This is a genomic window from Flavobacterium cupriresistens (assembly GCF_020911925.1).
Lineage (GTDB): Bacteria > Bacteroidota > Bacteroidia > Flavobacteriales > Flavobacteriaceae > Flavobacterium > Flavobacterium cupriresistens.
In genome coordinates, this window is the sequence record NZ_CP087134.1 from 3,197,503 (window position 1) to 3,215,910 (window position 18,408).

26 protein-coding genes are annotated in these 18,408 nt (G+C 30.9%); all 26 read right to left on the bottom strand.

Going from position 1 to position 18,408, the window contains the following annotated elements; all coding sequences use genetic code 11:
• Positions 1-4: 4 nt before the first annotated feature.
• A complete protein-coding gene (locus LNP23_RS13685; protein WP_047775934.1) occupies positions 5-442 on the bottom strand; it encodes an acyl-CoA thioesterase in 438 nt (145 codons plus the stop codon).
• A 137-nt stretch (positions 443-579) separates the two neighbouring features.
• Positions 580-1,170, bottom strand: coding sequence for a hypothetical protein (locus LNP23_RS13690; protein ID WP_230001619.1), 591 nt, complete (start codon positions 1,168-1,170; stop codon positions 580-582).
• A 22-nt stretch (positions 1,171-1,192) separates the two neighbouring features.
• A complete protein-coding gene (locus LNP23_RS13695) occupies positions 1,193-2,221 on the bottom strand; it encodes a saccharopine dehydrogenase NADP-binding domain-containing protein (RefSeq protein ID WP_230001620.1) in 1,029 nt (342 codons plus the stop codon).
• Between the two features lie 38 nt (positions 2,222-2,259).
• The gene (locus tag LNP23_RS13700) at positions 2,260-3,525 is read right to left on the bottom strand and encodes a Na+/H+ antiporter (protein ID WP_230001621.1); all 1,266 of its coding nucleotides are present in this window, start codon (positions 3,523-3,525) and stop codon (positions 2,260-2,262) included.
• 295 nt (positions 3,526-3,820) lie between these two features.
• The gene (locus LNP23_RS13705; RefSeq protein WP_230001622.1) at positions 3,821-4,174 is read right to left on the bottom strand and encodes a DoxX family protein; all 354 of its coding nucleotides are present in this window, start codon (positions 4,172-4,174) and stop codon (positions 3,821-3,823) included.
• Between the two features lie 71 nt (positions 4,175-4,245).
• Complete coding sequence (locus tag LNP23_RS13710; RefSeq protein WP_230001623.1) at positions 4,246-5,001, bottom strand: SDR family oxidoreductase; 756 nt, start codon at positions 4,999-5,001, stop codon at positions 4,246-4,248.
• Positions 5,002-5,092: 91 nt separating this feature from the next.
• Positions 5,093-5,470: a helix-turn-helix domain-containing protein gene (locus LNP23_RS13715; protein ID WP_230001624.1), complete on the bottom strand. Its 378-nt coding sequence runs from the start codon at positions 5,468-5,470 to the stop codon at positions 5,093-5,095.
• Between the two features lie 175 nt (positions 5,471-5,645).
• Positions 5,646-6,182, bottom strand: coding sequence for a hypothetical protein (locus LNP23_RS13720; RefSeq protein WP_230001625.1), 537 nt, complete (start codon positions 6,180-6,182; stop codon positions 5,646-5,648).
• Positions 6,183-6,216: 34 nt separating this feature from the next.
• Positions 6,217-6,567 carry a hypothetical protein gene (locus LNP23_RS13725; protein WP_230001626.1) on the bottom strand — a complete coding sequence of 117 codons (351 nt, stop codon included), beginning with the start codon at positions 6,565-6,567 and terminating at the stop codon, positions 6,217-6,219.
• A 145-nt stretch (positions 6,568-6,712) separates the two neighbouring features.
• Positions 6,713-7,033, bottom strand: coding sequence for a hypothetical protein (locus LNP23_RS13730; protein WP_230001627.1), 321 nt, complete (start codon positions 7,031-7,033; stop codon positions 6,713-6,715).
• Between the two features lie 239 nt (positions 7,034-7,272).
• The gene (locus LNP23_RS13735; RefSeq protein WP_230001628.1) at positions 7,273-7,692 is read right to left on the bottom strand and encodes a hypothetical protein; all 420 of its coding nucleotides are present in this window, start codon (positions 7,690-7,692) and stop codon (positions 7,273-7,275) included.
• A gap of 91 nt (positions 7,693-7,783) precedes the next feature.
• Entirely contained in the window at positions 7,784-8,218 is a 435-nt protein-coding gene (locus tag LNP23_RS13740) for a hypothetical protein (RefSeq protein ID WP_230001629.1), read from the bottom strand.
• An 85-nt stretch (positions 8,219-8,303) separates the two neighbouring features.
• Positions 8,304-8,903, bottom strand: coding sequence for a hypothetical protein (locus LNP23_RS13745; RefSeq protein WP_230001630.1), 600 nt, complete (start codon positions 8,901-8,903; stop codon positions 8,304-8,306).
• A gap of 157 nt (positions 8,904-9,060) precedes the next feature.
• Complete coding sequence (locus tag LNP23_RS13750) at positions 9,061-9,555, bottom strand: hypothetical protein (RefSeq protein ID WP_230001631.1); 495 nt, start codon at positions 9,553-9,555, stop codon at positions 9,061-9,063.
• A 161-nt stretch (positions 9,556-9,716) separates the two neighbouring features.
• A complete protein-coding gene (locus LNP23_RS13755) occupies positions 9,717-10,160 on the bottom strand; it encodes a hypothetical protein (RefSeq protein WP_230001632.1) in 444 nt (147 codons plus the stop codon).
• A 103-nt stretch (positions 10,161-10,263) separates the two neighbouring features.
• A complete protein-coding gene (locus LNP23_RS13760; protein WP_230001633.1) occupies positions 10,264-10,818 on the bottom strand; it encodes a hypothetical protein in 555 nt (184 codons plus the stop codon).
• 65 nt (positions 10,819-10,883) lie between these two features.
• Complete coding sequence (locus LNP23_RS13765) at positions 10,884-11,108, bottom strand: hypothetical protein (RefSeq protein WP_230001634.1); 225 nt, start codon at positions 11,106-11,108, stop codon at positions 10,884-10,886.
• A gap of 153 nt (positions 11,109-11,261) precedes the next feature.
• On the bottom strand, positions 11,262-12,362 hold the full coding sequence (locus LNP23_RS13770; protein ID WP_230001635.1) for a hypothetical protein: 1,101 nt from the start codon (positions 12,360-12,362) through the stop codon (positions 11,262-11,264).
• Positions 12,363-12,811: 449 nt separating this feature from the next.
• Positions 12,812-13,318: a hypothetical protein gene (locus tag LNP23_RS13775; RefSeq protein WP_230001636.1), complete on the bottom strand. Its 507-nt coding sequence runs from the start codon at positions 13,316-13,318 to the stop codon at positions 12,812-12,814.
• Positions 13,319-13,504: 186 nt separating this feature from the next.
• Positions 13,505-13,966 carry a DUF3828 domain-containing protein gene (locus LNP23_RS13780; RefSeq protein ID WP_230001637.1) on the bottom strand — a complete coding sequence of 154 codons (462 nt, stop codon included), beginning with the start codon at positions 13,964-13,966 and terminating at the stop codon, positions 13,505-13,507.
• A gap of 24 nt (positions 13,967-13,990) precedes the next feature.
• Positions 13,991-14,467: a hypothetical protein gene (locus LNP23_RS13785; protein WP_230001638.1), complete on the bottom strand. Its 477-nt coding sequence runs from the start codon at positions 14,465-14,467 to the stop codon at positions 13,991-13,993.
• A 151-nt stretch (positions 14,468-14,618) separates the two neighbouring features.
• Entirely contained in the window at positions 14,619-15,110 is a 492-nt protein-coding gene (locus LNP23_RS13790) for a hypothetical protein (RefSeq protein WP_230001639.1), read from the bottom strand.
• Positions 15,111-15,282: 172 nt separating this feature from the next.
• On the bottom strand, positions 15,283-15,876 hold the full coding sequence (locus LNP23_RS13795; RefSeq protein ID WP_230001640.1) for a hypothetical protein: 594 nt from the start codon (positions 15,874-15,876) through the stop codon (positions 15,283-15,285).
• A gap of 206 nt (positions 15,877-16,082) precedes the next feature.
• Positions 16,083-16,646 carry a hypothetical protein gene (locus LNP23_RS13800; protein ID WP_230001641.1) on the bottom strand — a complete coding sequence of 188 codons (564 nt, stop codon included), beginning with the start codon at positions 16,644-16,646 and terminating at the stop codon, positions 16,083-16,085.
• Between the two features lie 194 nt (positions 16,647-16,840).
• Positions 16,841-17,434: a hypothetical protein gene (locus LNP23_RS13805; RefSeq protein ID WP_230001642.1), complete on the bottom strand. Its 594-nt coding sequence runs from the start codon at positions 17,432-17,434 to the stop codon at positions 16,841-16,843.
• A 307-nt stretch (positions 17,435-17,741) separates the two neighbouring features.
• Positions 17,742-18,128 carry an RDD family protein gene (locus tag LNP23_RS22955; protein WP_428979163.1) on the bottom strand — a complete coding sequence of 129 codons (387 nt, stop codon included), beginning with the start codon at positions 18,126-18,128 and terminating at the stop codon, positions 17,742-17,744.
• Between the last annotated feature and the right edge of the window lie 280 nt (positions 18,129-18,408).

Below are 18,408 nucleotides of genomic sequence, written 5' to 3' on the forward strand. Positions count from 1 at the left end.
TGTTTTAAAGCGCTATAAAATCTTCACTTTTCGGGAAAATACTCAAAGCATCAACTGCAATTTGTGGAGTTGGAGTAGCTAATTTACGCAATTTAGTATCCATCCAGGCACCATCAACGGTAATAACGGCACAAAGCGTATCATCTTCCTTTCTAAATTCGTGAATGATAGACCAGCGCGAAGCATCCGCTTTCATTTTGGAGGTTTTGGTATGAATGAATATTTTATCTGAAAGTTTTAGCTCTTTTCTAAAAACGCACTCTTCTCTAAATAAAATGGGACCAAAGCCCTCTGTCTGCATTATTCTTAAAGTTAACCCCAATTGTTCTAAAACTTCAATACGATGTTGTGCGCCAAAATCGTAATAAGCACTATGGCGAACGTGAAAATTTGGGTCAAGATCTGACCAGCGAAAAGATAATTCTTTAGTAAATGAAACCATTTGTTTTTTTAATTTTAATGTTAATCGGAACTGTTTTTTGAGTTTTGTTTCTCGGAAAAACGGTTATTGTCAGAAATCGAAATTACAAATAAAAACCGGAAAAGTTCTTTATGAAAACTTAAAGTATCAGCGACAGCTTAATAAAATTCTGTTTGAAAAGAGACGAAATCCTGTAATTTCGGTAATGGTCTGATAAGGACTTTCTTCTGGGAATGAGTTGGCTTTTCATTTTCGTCGTCATAACGTTCTGTATCCTTAATTCGGATTCCGGTAGATAAATTAAAATCTATTGTGGTCATTGTACCTATGCCGTCAGAATAGGCTTCGGAGAAACCGATAAGTTCGAAATTACCATTTTGAAATCGGAATTTATGTTCATAATGGCCTCTTGTAAGTTCAATATTAATACTGAGAATCCCTTTTTTGATCGTAATTTCTGAAAAAGCATTCCCTGAGTAATAACCTTTTTTGCCCTCAGGAAATGCTGGGTCTATTGCTTTTGTTGAAGAAATAATTGGTTTGAATTTTCCATTTGATTCAGCAAAATAGATTTCGAGTTTATAAGGTCCTTCATCATTTAAGGTGTCTTGTGAGACCAAAACATAATCGATTAAACCGTCTTTGTTTAAATCGCCTTTTACTTTGGTAATCTCTTTATTGAAATTATCTTTTTGAGCAAAGAGCAACGTGGAGAAAAGGATAAAGTATAGTGAAATCAATTTTGCCATTGGGTAATGCAGTAATTTATTTTTAATTCAGTTGAGATTCTTTTATGGCTGATATTTGGATGTCATCTTCATCTAAAGTTTGTAAAAAATCTGCTGCGTCATAAACTTCTCCCATTGTTGTCACTCCGGTCTTTTTTACTCTGCCGGACAAAATTCTATTTATTCCTTCTACTACCAACGGAGCGGTAACGGAATAAATATCCTGTCCCTGAGCGGTAATGATTCTTATTTGGTTGTCTTTTGTTGCAACAACATCAACACAGAATTGTTGTGAGGATCTGTTTTTCCCGTCTACAGCTTTAGGTTCCGGAGTATCATCATTTCTAAGATCATTCAAAGAGTTTTGACTAAGATAAGTATTAACACTGCTAACATTTAAATGACGTGAAATAGTAATGATTTCAGAAAGCGGCAAAGCAACAACTTCCTTAATCCCAATTGGACTTTTAAAATCCCATTCTTGCGAAGGACTTGCTTCAAGTTCTTGTAAACGATTGTCTTTGAACGTTAATCTTTTATAGTGATTTCGGTCTCCTGTTAGCCTTGTTCCTTTTGTTGGATGCCACGAGTCCAATCCGATATAAACATTTATTTCATCGATCTGGTTCCAATCGTGGGTTAGGGCAGTACTCAATAAATCTGCTAAACCGCCATAGAAAGCAGAGGCTGGAATTATGAGGATTTTATCGTTTTTTGCCTGTTCAGAAAACTGTTCGAAGATGTCTAAAACAGGTTTTTGTTCCGCCGTTAAATCAATGTAATGGCTGCCCAGTCGCAAAGCAGATTTTATGATCGGTTCTGCAGTGTCTAAGTAAGGGCCGGCACAGTTTATAATAATTTCTGCACCTGAAAATGCATCATCTAATGTTTTCGGATCATGAATAGATGCTGCTTGTATTTTTAAATCTGGATATTCTTGATTTAAAAGCACTAATTTTTCCTGATCTCTTCCCGAAAGAATAAGATTTGTATAACCTTGTCTGTAAAGTTCGGAGACAATAAATTTTCCGGTGTGTCCGTAGGCACCATAAATTGCAATTCTATTTTTCATAAGGGTTAGTTGGTTTAGTAATGTATAAAAAATATATTTTAAGAACGATTCGTTTCTTTTGGAGTTAATTTTTTTACAATCCAGGGCAAAGTAAGTCCTTGTCCGATAAGGGTTAATAATACAACCGCAACTGAAATAAAAATAATAGCATTTCTTTGAGGGAATGGCGTTCCGTTTTCCAGAAATTTGGGCAATCCGATCGCGATTGCCAACGAAACAATACCGCGCATACCGGACCAACCCAAAATGATACTGTTGTTGAAGTCTAAAAGTGCATGTTCACTTACTTTTCTTTTTCCTTTTGTATCTAGAAAAGCTTTTTGAAGGTTTATTTTTTGCAGAAAAACTCTTCCCATCCTAATTAACAGTGCTGCGATGGTAATAATCGCAGCATACCCAATATAAGGTAAAATCATGGTATTGTCTATGTCTTTGAGGATGTAGCGGAAATTAAGACCAATTAAAATAAAGATTAATCCGTTAAGGAGAAAAATAATAATATCCCAAAGCGTTCTGGAGTTGTTTTTTAAACTTTCGGGGAAGATTTTATTACTGAATCGGGCAATAGACAATCCTAAAACGACTACCGCGATAACGCCTGAGACGTGCAGATGTTCAGCAACAAGATAGGCTACAAAGGGCATTAAGAGCATAAAACTAATCGTAACGTTCACATTTTTATGCACTTTGGTTAGGATGTAAGCGAGAATTTTGGCCATGATAAAACCAACCAAAAAACCACCTCCAAGCAATAACATAAACTGTAAGGTAGCTTTCCAGATTACAAAAGCAGATCCCATTACAGCCGCCACAGCAAAGCGGTAAGCAACAAATGCCGATGCATCGTTAATAAGGCTTTCTCCCTCAAGGATTGTGATGGTTTTGTGTGAAATTTTCAGCCCTTTTGTGATACTTATTGCCGCTACAGCATCGGTGGCAGAAAGGATTGCGCCAAGTACAAACGAAAGCGGCCAGGTCATTCCGGGAATCAGGTAATGGGCAACAATGGCAATTCCTAAAGTGGTAACAAAAACTAATGTAATGGCCAATGTACCAATTGTATTGATATTGGTTTTAAAATCATTAGGCGAAATATTAAAAGAAGCATCGTATAAAAGTGGAGGCAGAAAAATCAAAAAAATAATCTCGGGATTAATCTCAATTTCGCCCATGCTTGGAAAAAAGCCGATTATGATTCCAACAATAACCAATAAAATAGGGTAGGGTAACTTAATTTTATCTGCAAAAGCAGAAAGTCCAATTACGATGGCCAGGATAAAAATGATGATGCTGTAATTTTCCATTATTTGGCTTTTACTGAATGAGGTATTTTTTGAGATTACTAATTTAGTTATTTCTTAAAATAAAAAATTCACAAAGTTTCTTAAATTATCCTGTTTTAGTTTTATTGGTTTTAAATTTTGATTTTATAACATAAGAATTACAATTTCTGACCTTAGTAAAAAAGGAGAAACTCCCTATTTGGCTAGAAGAGGAATATGAAAAACAAGTATTTTTGGCAGAGTGTAAATGGAATTGAAAAAGGGGGGGGATTATTAAAATTACGGACTGATAAAAATAAAGAATAATTCATTCCTATCAATTTGTTTTTGAAAGTGGGTGTTGCAGATAAATGATTATCATATTGAGTAAGAGAAAAGGCAATTCAATAGCAACACCTTTTAAATCTTTATCTAAAAGACGAAGACAAATAATCATAAGGATCCCGGCTCCCATTAAAAAATTACCCCAAACAAATGTTCTTGGAAAAGGTATTAGCAAAGCACTAATAATTGTAACGGCTCCATTTATAATTAGCGCTGTTCTGTTGAAGTTCCATTTACTGAATATTTCGAGCATTTCAGGTTTAACGGTGAGCATTGCATACCCTTGTTTAAGTCCCATAAAAATAGCAATAAGCATCAAGATGGTATTAATAATTTTCAGTATCATAGAATGGTTTTTTTACTGTAAAAGGCAAACAACAACGTCATCTGCCTTTTGTAAAGTTATTGAATTAATTCTTATCTTGTTGTGTAACCACCATTTGCAAAGATAGTTTGCCCGGTTATCCACCAACCTTCAGTTATTAAAAATTCTATTAAGGGAGCAATATCATTAATGTTGGTTAACCCACCTAATGCCGATGCCGATTTATGATAGGCAACCGCTTCAGGAGCTTCCTGCCCATAGAAGAAAGGAGTATCCATAGGTCCGGGAGCAACAGCTGTTACTGAAATACCTCTATTTCCAAATTCTTTAGAAGCAGCTCTGGTGAAGTGTTCTACCGGTGCTTTCATTCCTTCGTAGGTTGAATACAAGCCAGTGTAGGCAGCTAGTAAGGAAGTAACGATGGTATTAATTTTTCCATTGTCGTTTAATTTTTTCCCGGCTTCCTGAATAAAAAAATAAGCTACTTTAGAATTTATATCTGCCATACTATCGTATTCCTCTTCTGTGGTTTCAACATAAGGTTTTTTTAATACTTTGCCAATTGTATTAATAGCAATGTCTATACCTCCAAATTTTGCAATTGTTGCATCAAAAAATTGAGTAATGTTTTTAACATCAGTCATATCTCCTTGAAATAAAAATGCTTCGCCTCCTTTATTTATGATCTCTTCCAATGTTTGTTCGGCGTCTGCTTTGGTGCTTTCGCTGTTGTAATGTATTGCCACTTTAGCCCCCTTTGCTGCAAAATTACGGCTTAATAAACCACCTAAGTTTTTTGCACCACCTGTTATTAAAACTACTTTTTCATTTAAATCATTTCGTATCATAATAATCGTTTTTTAATTATTTTATACGTCAAAATTGAGCAAATGGAATTGTTCTATCGTGGTGAACTTTTCGGAACTTTTGAAATAGGTTTTATTTTTTTAATTGCCGGCGAAACTTCCCGGCTGTTTTTCCAGTAAATTTTTTAAAAAACTTGGAAAAGTTGGAAGGATCGTAAGTTAATATTTTTGCTATTTCTGCAATAGATAAATTGGTTTCTGTCAGTAATGATTTTGCTTTGTTTACAATTTTTAAATCGTAAAAATGACAAGGATGATGTCCTGTTACTTCTTGTAAAGTATCAGAGAGATGCGAATGAGAAATAAATAATTTGCTTGCAATTTGATTGAGTTCCATAAAATCGGAAACTTTTCCTTGCACAACATCTTCTATATGTAGGTCTAAAAAATCGAAATAAAGTGCTGTAATTTCCTGACCTCTGTTTTGGCTATTATTTTGCGTCTCTTTCATACTGGATGTCAATTCAACATAGTGTTTTTCACAAAGTTATGAATAACCTTTTGGTAATTAATAACTTTGTGAGTAAAGATGCTGGTTTTTACCATTATGCGCGAATTACGCAGTACAAAAGGGTCTTTAAATTTAGCCCAAATTGAACGGCTGTTATAGCCACTTTTTATATTAGTTAATTAAGGTTTGTTTTACTTTGCATTAGTTTTTTTAGTTTTATAGCCTCTGTAAGGTCTATTCCGCCAGTAGCTGTTATAGTTTCGTATCCATAAAAGAAAGTTATTTTTATTTTGTCGGTAATTCTTAGAAGTTGGAGCATTGCTATTGGTCCTTCAGATACTGCTTCATCTTTAATATCAATTGTTTTAACTTCTGAAAGTTTATATGTTTTTGTTTTTGTCCAAAGAGGGGATAGTTTACTTAATTTTAATTCTCCATTACTAATACTTATTTCTCTTATTCCTTTTAGTTGCCATAGTAGCCCTCTTAGTGTAAAATAAACGACGGTTATGGATAATACCAAAATCATAATTCGACTTATCAAAGGTAAGTTGTTGGTAAAAAATAAGGATTGAATAATTCCATTTGTAAATTGAAGTGTTATTAATGATAAGAAAATTATCAAGACCCAACTTCTCTTTTTTGGAGTAGATATAATTATTTCTGAATTCGTCTCTATAATTTCAGAGATCATTTTTTTTGGTTCTTCCATATTGTCTTGATGTCTTATAAAATTGGTTATAACGTTATGACGCTATACTTGGTTGGGAATTAATGATTGCGGTTTTGTCCATTATGTACAAATTCTCCGTTGTTCGAAGTCTCCCGACTTCGTACCTGCTCCAATGAGCTAAAAAAGTTGTAGCCGAATATAGTAGTGTTTGCGAAGCCAAAAGACTTCGCACAGCGATCGCAATATTGAAAGAACACTTCGAAGAGCTGGGATTAATCTCAATTTCGCCCATACTTGGAAAAAAGCCGATTATGATTCCAACAATAACCAATAAAATAGGGTAGGGTAACTTAATTTTATCTGCAAAAGCAGAAAGTCCAATTACGATGGCCAGGATAAAAATGATGATGCTGTAATTTTCCATTAGTTGGCTTTTACTAAATGAGGTATTTTTTGAGATTACTAATTTAGTTATTTCTTAAAATAAAAAATTCACAAACTTTCTTAGATTATCCTGTTTCTATTTTATTGGTAGTTGATTTTTGATGTTGTGTGTTAGATGATGGTTTTTATTTTTCTGAAAGTACACTCCGATTTAATACATCTTCCAGATTTCCAATTTCTAGTAAATCTGCAATAGTTTTTTCAATACACTCCCTTGTAAGTTCCTTTACAAATAAATCTGGCGTACATTGATATAAACCATTTAAATTGTCGCCGCTTTTTTCATTCAGCTTTTTTACAGTTTCTAAAAACTTATACGTCCAAATGTTTATTCCGTAATGTTTTCCATTTGGCAAATCAACATGAATGTTACAAGATTCATTTTCCATATCAGAATTGCTAAAATCGACATGTTCAAATTCAAGCCAAAGTTTAAAGTTGGTCATTGGAGATTTATATGTTTTATGTTCAGTTAGTTCGGTTATTTAAAATTATCTATAAACGCTTGTTAGTGGATGTAATTTTGATTGTATTATATTTTGACTCTGTGTTAAATTTGTTAATAGCGATCTAGTGCTTGAAAGGGTTAGGGATTTCGAAGCTGAGTATTTTTGACTAAACGTATATAGCAATAAAAATTATAATTGCACTAAAGTCCCAATCTCTTCAAGCTGTTAGGATCAATTTAGCCTTGCCAGACATTAATTTCTGCAACTTTTTCGTTTTCAAATGTTATGGTTAAACTTCCGGTGTTTATTCCGGTTTTACTATATCCAAGATAATATCTAAATTCTTTTTCTGTTGAAAAATTGCTAGCAGGTTTTCCGAGCAAATTAACAATCTCGTTTTTGGACATTCCGATTAGTTTATAATTATTTCGCAAACTGTTCATCATATCCCAACGCATAGTCATGTTCTCTTCAAGGTTTAAATTTGCATTTTTCCATTTGCGAGAATCAAATTTTTCACCAGAAATTTTTCCACGTAATCCTAAAGCGCAAACAAATACGATAATAAGGACATTTAAGAATATATTCAGTTTTTTCATTTTGTTATTTGTTGCAAATGCTTCTATTTTATTCTGCTCTTCAAAAAGATCGTCCAATGTTTTGCTTTTGAAGTGATTGGGATTTAAAGGCGCGTTTTTTTCATTAAACTTAAAGACCTAATCACTGCAAGCCGTTAACCATTGGATTTTATTTGTTTTTAAGATTATTATACCAATACATTATTTTTTCACTTTCTTTTTTGTCAACTTTAGGATTAGAATTCAGACCGAGTTCTATTTTTGAATTTGTAATGTAAGAGTTTAAAAAAATAATTGCAAATCCACCAACTTCGGCATTATCTCCTGAAATAAATGAAGAAAAAGGATTCATATAACCACAGCACTTTTGATTAGAATTAAGTATACTAATCAAATATTCTACATCCTCTTTTTTGACCCAATTTTTAGGAAAGTCTCCCGAAAGAGTTACACAATTAAGCCCTCGCTTTTGGTCATACTTCTCTATAAATAGTTGTATGAATTTTCTTGCGTTTAAGTCTTTAATGTTTAAAGTTTTATTTGTGTCAATTTGAGTTTTAGGTTTAAAAATTTCATTTTTAGTAAGGAAGTATGGAATAGACAAAATGAAACAAAAAAGTAGTAAGTAAAAAATCTTTTTTTTTTATAATTTTCTTTGTTTATTGTTTGTTCGGTTAAATTAACGATTTTTAGTATTGCTCTATCGTTTTTGAGAATGTTATCTTTCCTTTTTTGGTTATAGTTCCGTCTTTAAAGTGAGTATAGTTTCTTTTGGTATTTAAAATAGGCCCGAGACTGTCGCATTGATGACTTGTAATGGAATCAACAGAATGTATTTTTAGATTACGGTCAATTTTGATATATGCTGCGCAGGTAAATCCACAGTCAGCCCCGCATCCGCCAACACCTAATTCTTCAGTACTTATTTTTTTACCCTCTTTTGTATAAGTTGCAATTACGGGTATATGAGTTTCAGCGGGAAGCAGATAAATGACTTTATAAGCTTCTAAAGTGTCTGGCAATATACCATAAGGATAGACATTGTCGAGATCAGGATCGATATTATTTAAATCTAAAAACTTTAAATCGTTTTTTGTAAAAGCCTTTAAATTCTCAATCTGTATGTCTGAAGTTTTAATGTTTAAGGGGAATTTCAGGGTTTTAAATTTCTTTAGAAACACTTCGAAATCTTTCGATTGTATGGAAAGTTCTTTTTTGGTGTTTGTTTCTTTGTTTTTACAGCTTAATAAAGTTACTGTTAGTAAAAAGAAAATAATTTTGAATTTCATATTTTTATGTTTTCGGTTTGGAGATAATAGTCACTAATATTACAGTGCTTGATATGTTTGGGGATTGAGGAGGTAGGTTTTTTCCATTTTGCAAAAAATTAGAAGTACATAGTGATCTTCAAAATTATTGTAATATTACAATCTCGCCAAACGTCAGTTACGTGCTGGTTTTATTAATAGCTTCTATAATATTTTTAAGAGGATTTATATTTAAGTTTAACCATTCTTTTTTGTTAAAACCATTTTCAATCATCCAGTTTTTCATTAACTTTAATTCGCTTATTTTATTTGAATTACTAGTATTTATAAAAAAACTGTTAAAGGCAATTTCATATTTTTGATCAAAATTATCTAAAAAAATAAACATATCTAGTAAAAAGTTTCCGGCATTTGGAATTAATCTTTCATGTAAACATGGAACAAACATTCCGTCAAAACCGAAAGTAATAGATACTAATATAATATCAATATAATCATTATCCCATTTAACAATTTCGGTTTTTAAATTACTCCAATCTTCATCAAGAAATGTATTTAATTTTTTTTGGATTTCATTGCTACCACCACCCATAGACCAAAAATCACTATCTTCAGAATTATGATCTAGAATGTAATTGTAGATTGATTTTATTTTATGATTTTCGTTTGTCATTATTACTCAATTAACCTTTTATTCTCTAGTTTTTTAAGTACACAGTTAGCATTCCGACGTTTGGGAAGGTTATTCATTAAATACAAATTTTAATACAAAAAACCAACTGCAAATTCGACCAAAAGTCCCATATTACGACAAATGCCTGTTAGTAAATGATTCTATTTTAACTCTAATTCAATTTTTTCTTTAGATACTTTTTTCAGTAAACTTTTTTCAGCTAAACTCCAAATAATTAAAATGTTATCTTTTACAAAAAAATCTTCCGGATGCTCCTTTGTAGATTTTTTTCCGCCCCAAAGTAGACCTTCGAGGAAACCTTGCATTTCAAAATTATTTTCAAATTCAAAATACATAATGCTTCCACTGTCAGTTTTGTTTTCAAAATTTTGAACTTCTTTATGTTTTACTTTTCCAATCAAAGCAGAATATAGATCAGGATTATTGTAGAATGTGCAAGCTTGTATTGAGATACATTTTGGTTTATTTGTCAAATGATAATCTACAGGAATTTCATTTTCATTAAGTTTTAACTTTTCAAAATTCTGCGCAAATACATTTGTACTTAAAAATAAGCAAGAAAGAAATAAAATTGTTTTTTTCATTAAATAGGTTTTATATATAGTTTTTTCGTAATTCAACCATACTTAAATTCGTTAGGAACTCATTCTGGTTGTAGAATTCTATTCGGTTACAGTAAACTTGTTGTTATCTGATGTTTTTTCTTTTCAATTGTGAATAGGATTCCACAGTAATTATTGAGAGATTAAAAAGTAATAAGTAGTATCCACTCTTTATTTGTTCAACATCTTCAAAAATTTTCCCGAAATATAACATTATCAGTGGGATTATAAGTAAGAATATATTTAGAATGCCTAAAATAAAAGTTGTTTTTGGCTTGTCTTTAAACGAATAAAATATTATAAGTAGATCTATTAAAATAGAAACCGAAAACGGCATTAATGGCCATTGAGGAGTTTCAATATCATCAATGAATAGTTTCCCGATTTGATAACCGTTTAGTGTTAATTTTTTTTTGAGTTTTACAAAATCAGTAATTGCATTTTGCTTTTTTACGGTCAGTTCTGCGAAAGTTAAATTGTACTCTTTTTCATTAAGTTCCGTTTTAGAGACGCTTTTTACCTCTTCCCATAATGGACTATTTTTTAAGTTTCTATTTTCAGAAATATTTTTGTCTGAACAAGTTTGAAAAAAGGGGAGGAATAGAATCAATAAACTAATTATGGAGAGTTTCTTTAACATATTTTGTTGTTTTATGGTTGTTCATTGGTTATTTTCGGTGCTCTGTGTGAAAATGCCAGGAACGGTTAGCGGTAGTATTTTTTATAATCCTTTTTGGCTTCAATTATTGTGATTCCAAGTAAAATAAATCCGCCAATGAGAGCAATATACGCACCTAGTCTTTGTTTTTCAATATATTCTGCTGCGCTATATACAACTTCATTTTTTTTCTCAATTTGAAAGATATCCAAATTTAAGTTTGTTGAATTATTATCATTAAAATAAACTAGTACTTCATCGTTTAAATTCAACTTTTTAGCAAGCAAATCATAATTCTGTTCTTTATTATAAACTCCAAAAACTTTTTCATTTCCCTCAATTTTGAAAGTAAATACTTTTGAGGCAATTTTATACTTTCCGGCTACTGATGAATTGGAAACTAAAACGGCTGTCGACTGTAATTTTTATTTCCACATTGATTTATACTGTTCCATTTTATTCATTTCTTCACTCATAAATGAATTGTCTTTATTTTGTATTCTTAATTGATTTATAGCGTCAATGTTTGCCAATACACCAGATTCATACCAAGGAAATTCATTTGCTAAGGAGCCAAGTTTAGCTAATGCTCTTAGACTTTCTCCATTTTGTGACAGAAAAACCGAATGTTCGTATCTAAATGTTGGACACCAATAATATTCTTCGGCTAATTTTTCCCAAGTTTCTTCATCACAATTTCCTGCTTTAAGAAAATTAATTGCAAAAATAGATGAATCGATATAATTAACAGAAAAAGCAAAATAATTTAATAATGGAATTTCTTTCTCGTTAGCATCGTTTTTGATTCTATTTTCGATTACTTCGTTAATTAATTTATGGGATAGTTCTTTATCTTCATATGAATTGGATAAATGTAATAAATTAGCGTATTCGGTTTTGACAATATCTAAATCCGGTCTCAATTCGTAAGCGCCTTTTGAATAATGTAAAGCTTGAGGAATGGAGTTTAAAACACGATAAAGTTTTGATAGTGCAACAATCAATCTTATATCTTGAAAATCATCTTGTTTTATATTGGTTTCTTGAAAATTTAAAGCTTTTAGAGCGTATCTGTCTTTTACAAATCGTTCAATTATTTGCCATTTTTGTAATTTGTTAAGTTCAGTTTCATCCCATTGTTCAAATAAAATTGCTCTTCGGTCCCAAATTGATCTGACTTTTTTCCATTCATTAAAAGTGAAATTAAAAGCTTCGTGTTCTTCAAACAAATTCCCTTGTTCGTCTTCTAAACTAAGCTCAATTCTAAATTCAGGAGATGAATAGTATCGATTTATTGAATCATACAATTCCGTTTTAAAAAGATCAGGTGTATTTGTACTAATTTCATTAGAACTGGATAATTTATTCATCATTTCTAAAAATAAATCTTGGTCATTTTGTGGCGAAGATTTAAGTTCATCCATTGCTTTTTTTTCATGCTCCTCAGCATTCTTTTCAATTATTGATGAATTTCTTTCTTGTTCTTTGTTTTCGGTTTTTCCGAATAATCGTTTAAATAGGCTCATAGTTGTTGTTTTTCTAAAATTACAGCTTACGGCTGTTAGCGTTTATTGTTTGTTTTTATAGCGTATTGGTCAAATTTATACTTAATTTTTTTTGTTATAAAGTTTGAAATAAATAACGAGCCTGCCCCTAAAAAAACAAAAGATGTTCCCATTTTTAATGGGGAAATATCCATTTTTCACTCCACCAAAAATTATATGTAAGTGAATAGATGTTTTTCATTTGTTTTTTTAAGCCGTTACGATGTTTAATTCTATTTAATATTAAATTTCATGTGTAATTGGGATTTCTAAAATATAAAAAAGGATATTATCATTTTTTACATATTTTTTGTAAACTTCAGGTTTCCACTTCAGGATTTAATGTGTAAACAGAGATGTGTAAAAAGATGCTTTTATTTTTGCTGTTAATAGTAGTCAAATTATTCAGATCAATATGTATGGTTAATAATTTATTTCTCAATTTTTTCAAAGTAAATACTTTCCCCACTATCCGGGTCACCAATTATAAATTCAATTCTATAATTCCCTAAACCTCTATCAATATGAGCAGAAGTAAAAAGATTTGGGCATTCTAAAGACAATTCATTATATTTAAATTCGTAGTCAACTTCATATTTTCCATTTTGACATATGTCAATAGATGGAGTTGTGGTCAATTTAAAAGTGCCGTTTTCATACAATTGAAGTTTATATTTATCGTAAGTATTTTTGTCAATATTAAGACGAGTGACCTTTACGATATGATATTTTCCAACTAAATCTTTAGTTTTTGATCTACTTGTGAATAGCCCACTAAACAAACCAAACAGTAGAAAAGCTATAACAATGATTGAAGAAGTTTTTATAAGTATTAATCCTTTTCTTCGTGTATTCTTTTTCAGCAGAAAAAAAAGCCCAGGAAAAAAGCCCAAACCTATGATGAAAAGAATTAAAGACAGAAGTATGTTAAATGTCATTTTTGGATTTGTATTTCAGTTGAAGTTTCTTCTGAGAATTGGGTTTCAGTTTGCATTTTTGGAGTTTGAAGAGGTTAGGTATTAAAAAGTTGATTTTTTTCCATTTGACGCACATTTTCCTAGTACAAAACCATTTTTAAATTCTGGGCAATGTTCAAATCTCGTATAAGAGCTCTTAGCGGCTGCTTATTTTAATGCAGCTATTTTTCCGTCAGTAATAGTTACCATTATATTGGTTTTATTTTCGGAACTATCATCATGAAATTTTACTTGAAATTTATTTTTTTGTCCCACTACATTTTCTATAGATAATGATTCTATCATTTTTTCAGAGACATCCTGAGCATTTATAAATGGGTCATAATCCAATTCATTATTTTCAAATTCATTCGAAATACTGTCTAATAAAGTCTTTTTACAATATTTGTTTTTTAAAGAATCTAATTTTCTCTCGGATTCTTTGAGATTTGAATTAGTAAATTCATGTAAATAAGCTACATAAAATGCATTTAATATTTCTTTCGAATTAGATTCATCTGCAATTTTTGTGTCCGTACTTGATAATTCGGTTTTGTTTTTTTCGTCGTTTTTTTTACAACTTATTATAAGTAGTACTATTACTATGAAAAATAGATGTCTTCTTTTCATTTTGACTTTCTGTTTTTGTTATTATTACAACCGAGTAATAGGAATAAAATTAATAGAATATTTTTCTCCTTTACGAACTAATTTATCTGTTTGTGTATTATATGATTGTAGTTTACCTTTTGAGATTTTGTATTTCAAATGATATTCTATCTCATTTTCCTTTTTTAACTCATAAGAATGAGTTTTTCCAAAATTTCCAAAATTTACAATGGTATCTTTTCCGTTAATTTTGACAATTTCACTTTCAGTTTCGTCTTTCAGTTTGTTAAATCGTAAATATAATTTCTTTTTTTTGATTATGTATTTTCCATCAAGTTCTTGGTGTGATAAATCGCCTGAAAATTCATAGTGAAAAGTACTATCAGATTTCAACTCAATTTTTGTTATAAAGAAACCTAAATCCGCAAAGTTTGATCGATACTTTCCATCAATTTTTTCGCTAACATTACACGACATTAAAAAAATAGAAAAGCAAATAAGTAAAATAATTTTCGGTTTCATTTTCGTTTTTTTTGAGATATAGCTATTAACGGTTTGACATTTGTGGCAGCTAGGGAATATAAGGTGCGCTTTTATTGTATTATGTATAAGTTTTACAAGTACAAAACCAGCTGCAAATTAAATTAAATACCCGAATCTCATGTAAAAGTTGTTAACTGCTGGCTTGTTTCAATAAACTTCTGGACTTTTCAATAATCTCTAACTCATATTTTAGATTGTATTCTTTACTTGAAAACGTTGGAGAAATCAAAATGTCATTTTCATAGTAAAATCTTTTTTTGATAAACTTTTTTTTCTTTCTACGACTAATTATTGATTCTATGTAAATAAGTTTCGAATTGGAATAGTAAAAACTCATGTCTTCGTCTGTTTCTTGATTCCTTCGTGTATAACAAATCCTGATAACTAGACCATTAGTTTTTAATAACCGCGTATTGTTATACATTCTTCTTGTAGGTTTTCCATCAATTCGACCATGTGTAAATACAAATTCTTCATTAGACACTTCTTCTGTAAGGAAACTAGAAATACTGTCCGTATATTTTACATGTGATTCTATAGTTTTTATTTTGCTCGCATCTGTTTCGCCTGTTTGTCCAAACATTAGGATTGGAGATAATAATAGTAGAATTTTAAATTTCATGTTTTATGTTTGAAATGTACTGAAGCTTACAACTAACGTTCTGGCGCTATACGAGGTTTGGGATTAACGATGTGAGTTTTTTCCATTAAGCAAAAATTTTCCAAGTACAAAACCAGCTATAAATTAAGCCAAGTACCCAAATCTCTTTTAACGACTGTTGGTAGTTGTATTTTTAAACCCAATTAATATCAGTTGAACTAACTAATTGGCGACTACCGTTTTCATAAACAAAGTTAAAGGTAAATGTTTGCGGTAAATTATCATTAGGTTTTCCCATTAGAATTAACTTTAAAAAATATGGATTACCGCCTATAAAAAATGAACTTTGATTTAAAGCAATTACTAATGAATCTATTGTTTTTTGTTGCCCATCCCATTGAACATCATGCCATTTAAATAAATCTTTAATGTCTGTACCTGCTGGTTTACCATTAAAATTATTATTACTGAATATTTCAATTGTTTTCAATTTATCTTTCAGTCCGTCAATACCTGGGGTGCCTTTTGAAAAAGCATAAGCTGAAGTTGTAAAGTTGAACCACTGTCTTGATTTTTCAATATTTGCAACGTAGGTATAAGACATGTTAATTTTAAAGTATACTTTATTTTCTGAAATTATATCTATAGGCTTAACAACATTTGTTAATGCTTCGTCCTTAAAAGCCTGACAAGTCAAATTGTCAATTTTATAATATGGGTCTACACTTTCACATGAGATTGGTATAATTCCTAAGAAAAACACTAATATTAATATATTACGTTTCATAAATTACTCATTGTTTAAAAATTTAATTTTCTGATTCTATGCTATGGATTACAATTATGTCTAATTTTTCGGTAATAGTACTACCAACGTCTTGGCACTATACGAGTATGGGGATTTAGAAGGCCGAATATAGGAATAAAACGATAATTCAAGAAAGGCTCAATCACGACAAACGACTGTTGTGCGATCGGTTATTTTATTTACTATTACTCTCCAATATATTTTGTTCGTATAAATTTTGAACAATCATTTTCAAACTCATTGCATGAATCAAATAAGATTGTAGCTCCATTTTTATTTTTGTTACTTTTCAAGATTTGATAAATTTCAACTCCTCCAATTGGGTCGACTCCAACTAAATCAATAATAATATTCTTTGTAAAAGTTAACGTTTTGTATAAGCTTAGTATTCTTCTAGGACTTCCTGCTAATGTGTTCACTTTTATTTTTGGTTTCATCCAATTAAGTTCATATATTTTATTTCTGTAAAATATATTTGAGCCAGAATTCTTAAGATACTTTTCAACTGTTAGAGGAAAGATAAAACTTAAAAGTGAATCTGTTTGTATGTGTTCAACATATTTGAAACTTGAGTTTTGATTTGTAAAAATACTATTTAATTTAAGAGTTAAGTCCCTAAATTTAGCACCTCCAAGAATTTCAATTATAATAATTTCTCCTTCATTTATAGTAAAAGCAGGGATTATAAAATCGTCAATAATTTGTTCAGGGAAATTTAATAACATTGTAAATTTGTTATTTGTAAACATTCATAAATTTGGTCTTTTTTTTTACTTCTGCGGTTAACTGTGGCGCAACGTTCTGGCACTACAAGAGGTTGGGGAATAAAGATGCGGGATTTTCTCCATTATGCACAAGTTTTCCAAGTACAAAACTAGCTGTAAATTCATACTAATGTCCAAATCTCGTGTAACGGTTATTAGTTAGCCGGGCTTTGTTCTTATTATTTTGTAGTTGTTATTATTATAGCTCCGTAAACTTCATCTTTTCCATATATAACATTACTACTGTTTTTATTTAAAATGGTAACATCTGATATAATTTCTTTTTTTATAGGTAGAACTATTGTGTTAAGAGTTTTATTATATTTAAAAGGCTCTCCATCTATGACTATTAATGGAGGATTAGCAATTTCATCTTTTTGGAAAGCGGTTTTGATTTTGTCAACCAAATAATATTGTGATTCATCTTCATTTTCCAGTAAAAATATTTTCGTTTTTGAGGTTGTAATTATTAAAACTCCTGCTTCGCCGAAATTACCATAAATACTAATGCCTTTCTGTTTATCAATTGCTACAATCTTTTCAATAGCAACTTTTGACAATGGTAATTTTTCTTTTTCTAAATCTTGGTAACGAAATGGTATTCCATTAACAACAACAATAGGGCGATTTGTTATTAATCCACTTTCAGCCATTTTTGAAATTGAATCTGAAAGAAATAATTTCTCTTTTCCGTTTTCAAGAAGCTCATATCTGTTTTGTGAATACATTGAAAATGATATGATAGAGATAATTCCGAGAAAAATTTTTTTCATACTGATTTTTTTAGATTTCATAACGCCTTGTTACTAAAATTTCGGCGCTTGTCATGGTTAGGGGTTTAGAAGCCGAGTATTTTCGGCTCGACGAATATAGGAATAAAAACGATAATTCAACTAAAGCGCTACTGGAAGTCGGGAGGCTTCGCATAGCGAGGGATATAGATTTCGGTTGTTTTACTATTGTTGTGTACTAAGAACGATTGGGTATATCTTAAACCTGTTCAGCCTTAAAGCAAATGAATGACATAATGATAACGTAGCCAATGCAGAGGTGCAGGTTTTTAAACCTTAATTATTCTGCTTAAATTTTCACCATTACAGTCCCACTAAGAATATCATGAAGGGCTCGTTTCTTTGAGTTTGAAAAAATAGTGATAAAAGAAAGCCAGCCGAATAGTAATTTGATGAAATATCGAATCAGCGCCTGGAAAATATTGATTCGTTTTGTGCTGTCGGAATTTTTTCTGACTCTTATGCTTTTTATGTTATTACCTATTGTGCCACCAAAAGTAGTGGCTATTGGTTCGTATAAAAATAGAGCTATCAGCAAAACAGCCCTTAGCCAATCGGGTACATTTTTGAAATTAGATAGAATATCAGAGAAAATGATCATGCAAGCTACTATTAAAACCGAGTCAATTAGAATAGATTGTATTCTCTCGAGTAAAAAAGGGTATTTTTCGTTCATCGTTTTTTTTTTGACGAATGTACTTATTTTAATGGTATTCACAGAACTTTTTTTAACACAACCAAGTGCCCTAGCCCTGATGGGAGCGGCATCCTTTTTCTTGCTTCTTTAGCAAGGAAAAGATAGAGCAGACAGCAGGAATCAGCTCCTGATAATGACACTTAAAGTACTGATATGCCATGAATGTCAGGTTTTAAAAATGTCATGTTGTCATATTTTTTTGGTGTGTCAATAGTAAACTGACAATTTACTTTGGTTTTTTATATTGGCACAAAGATTG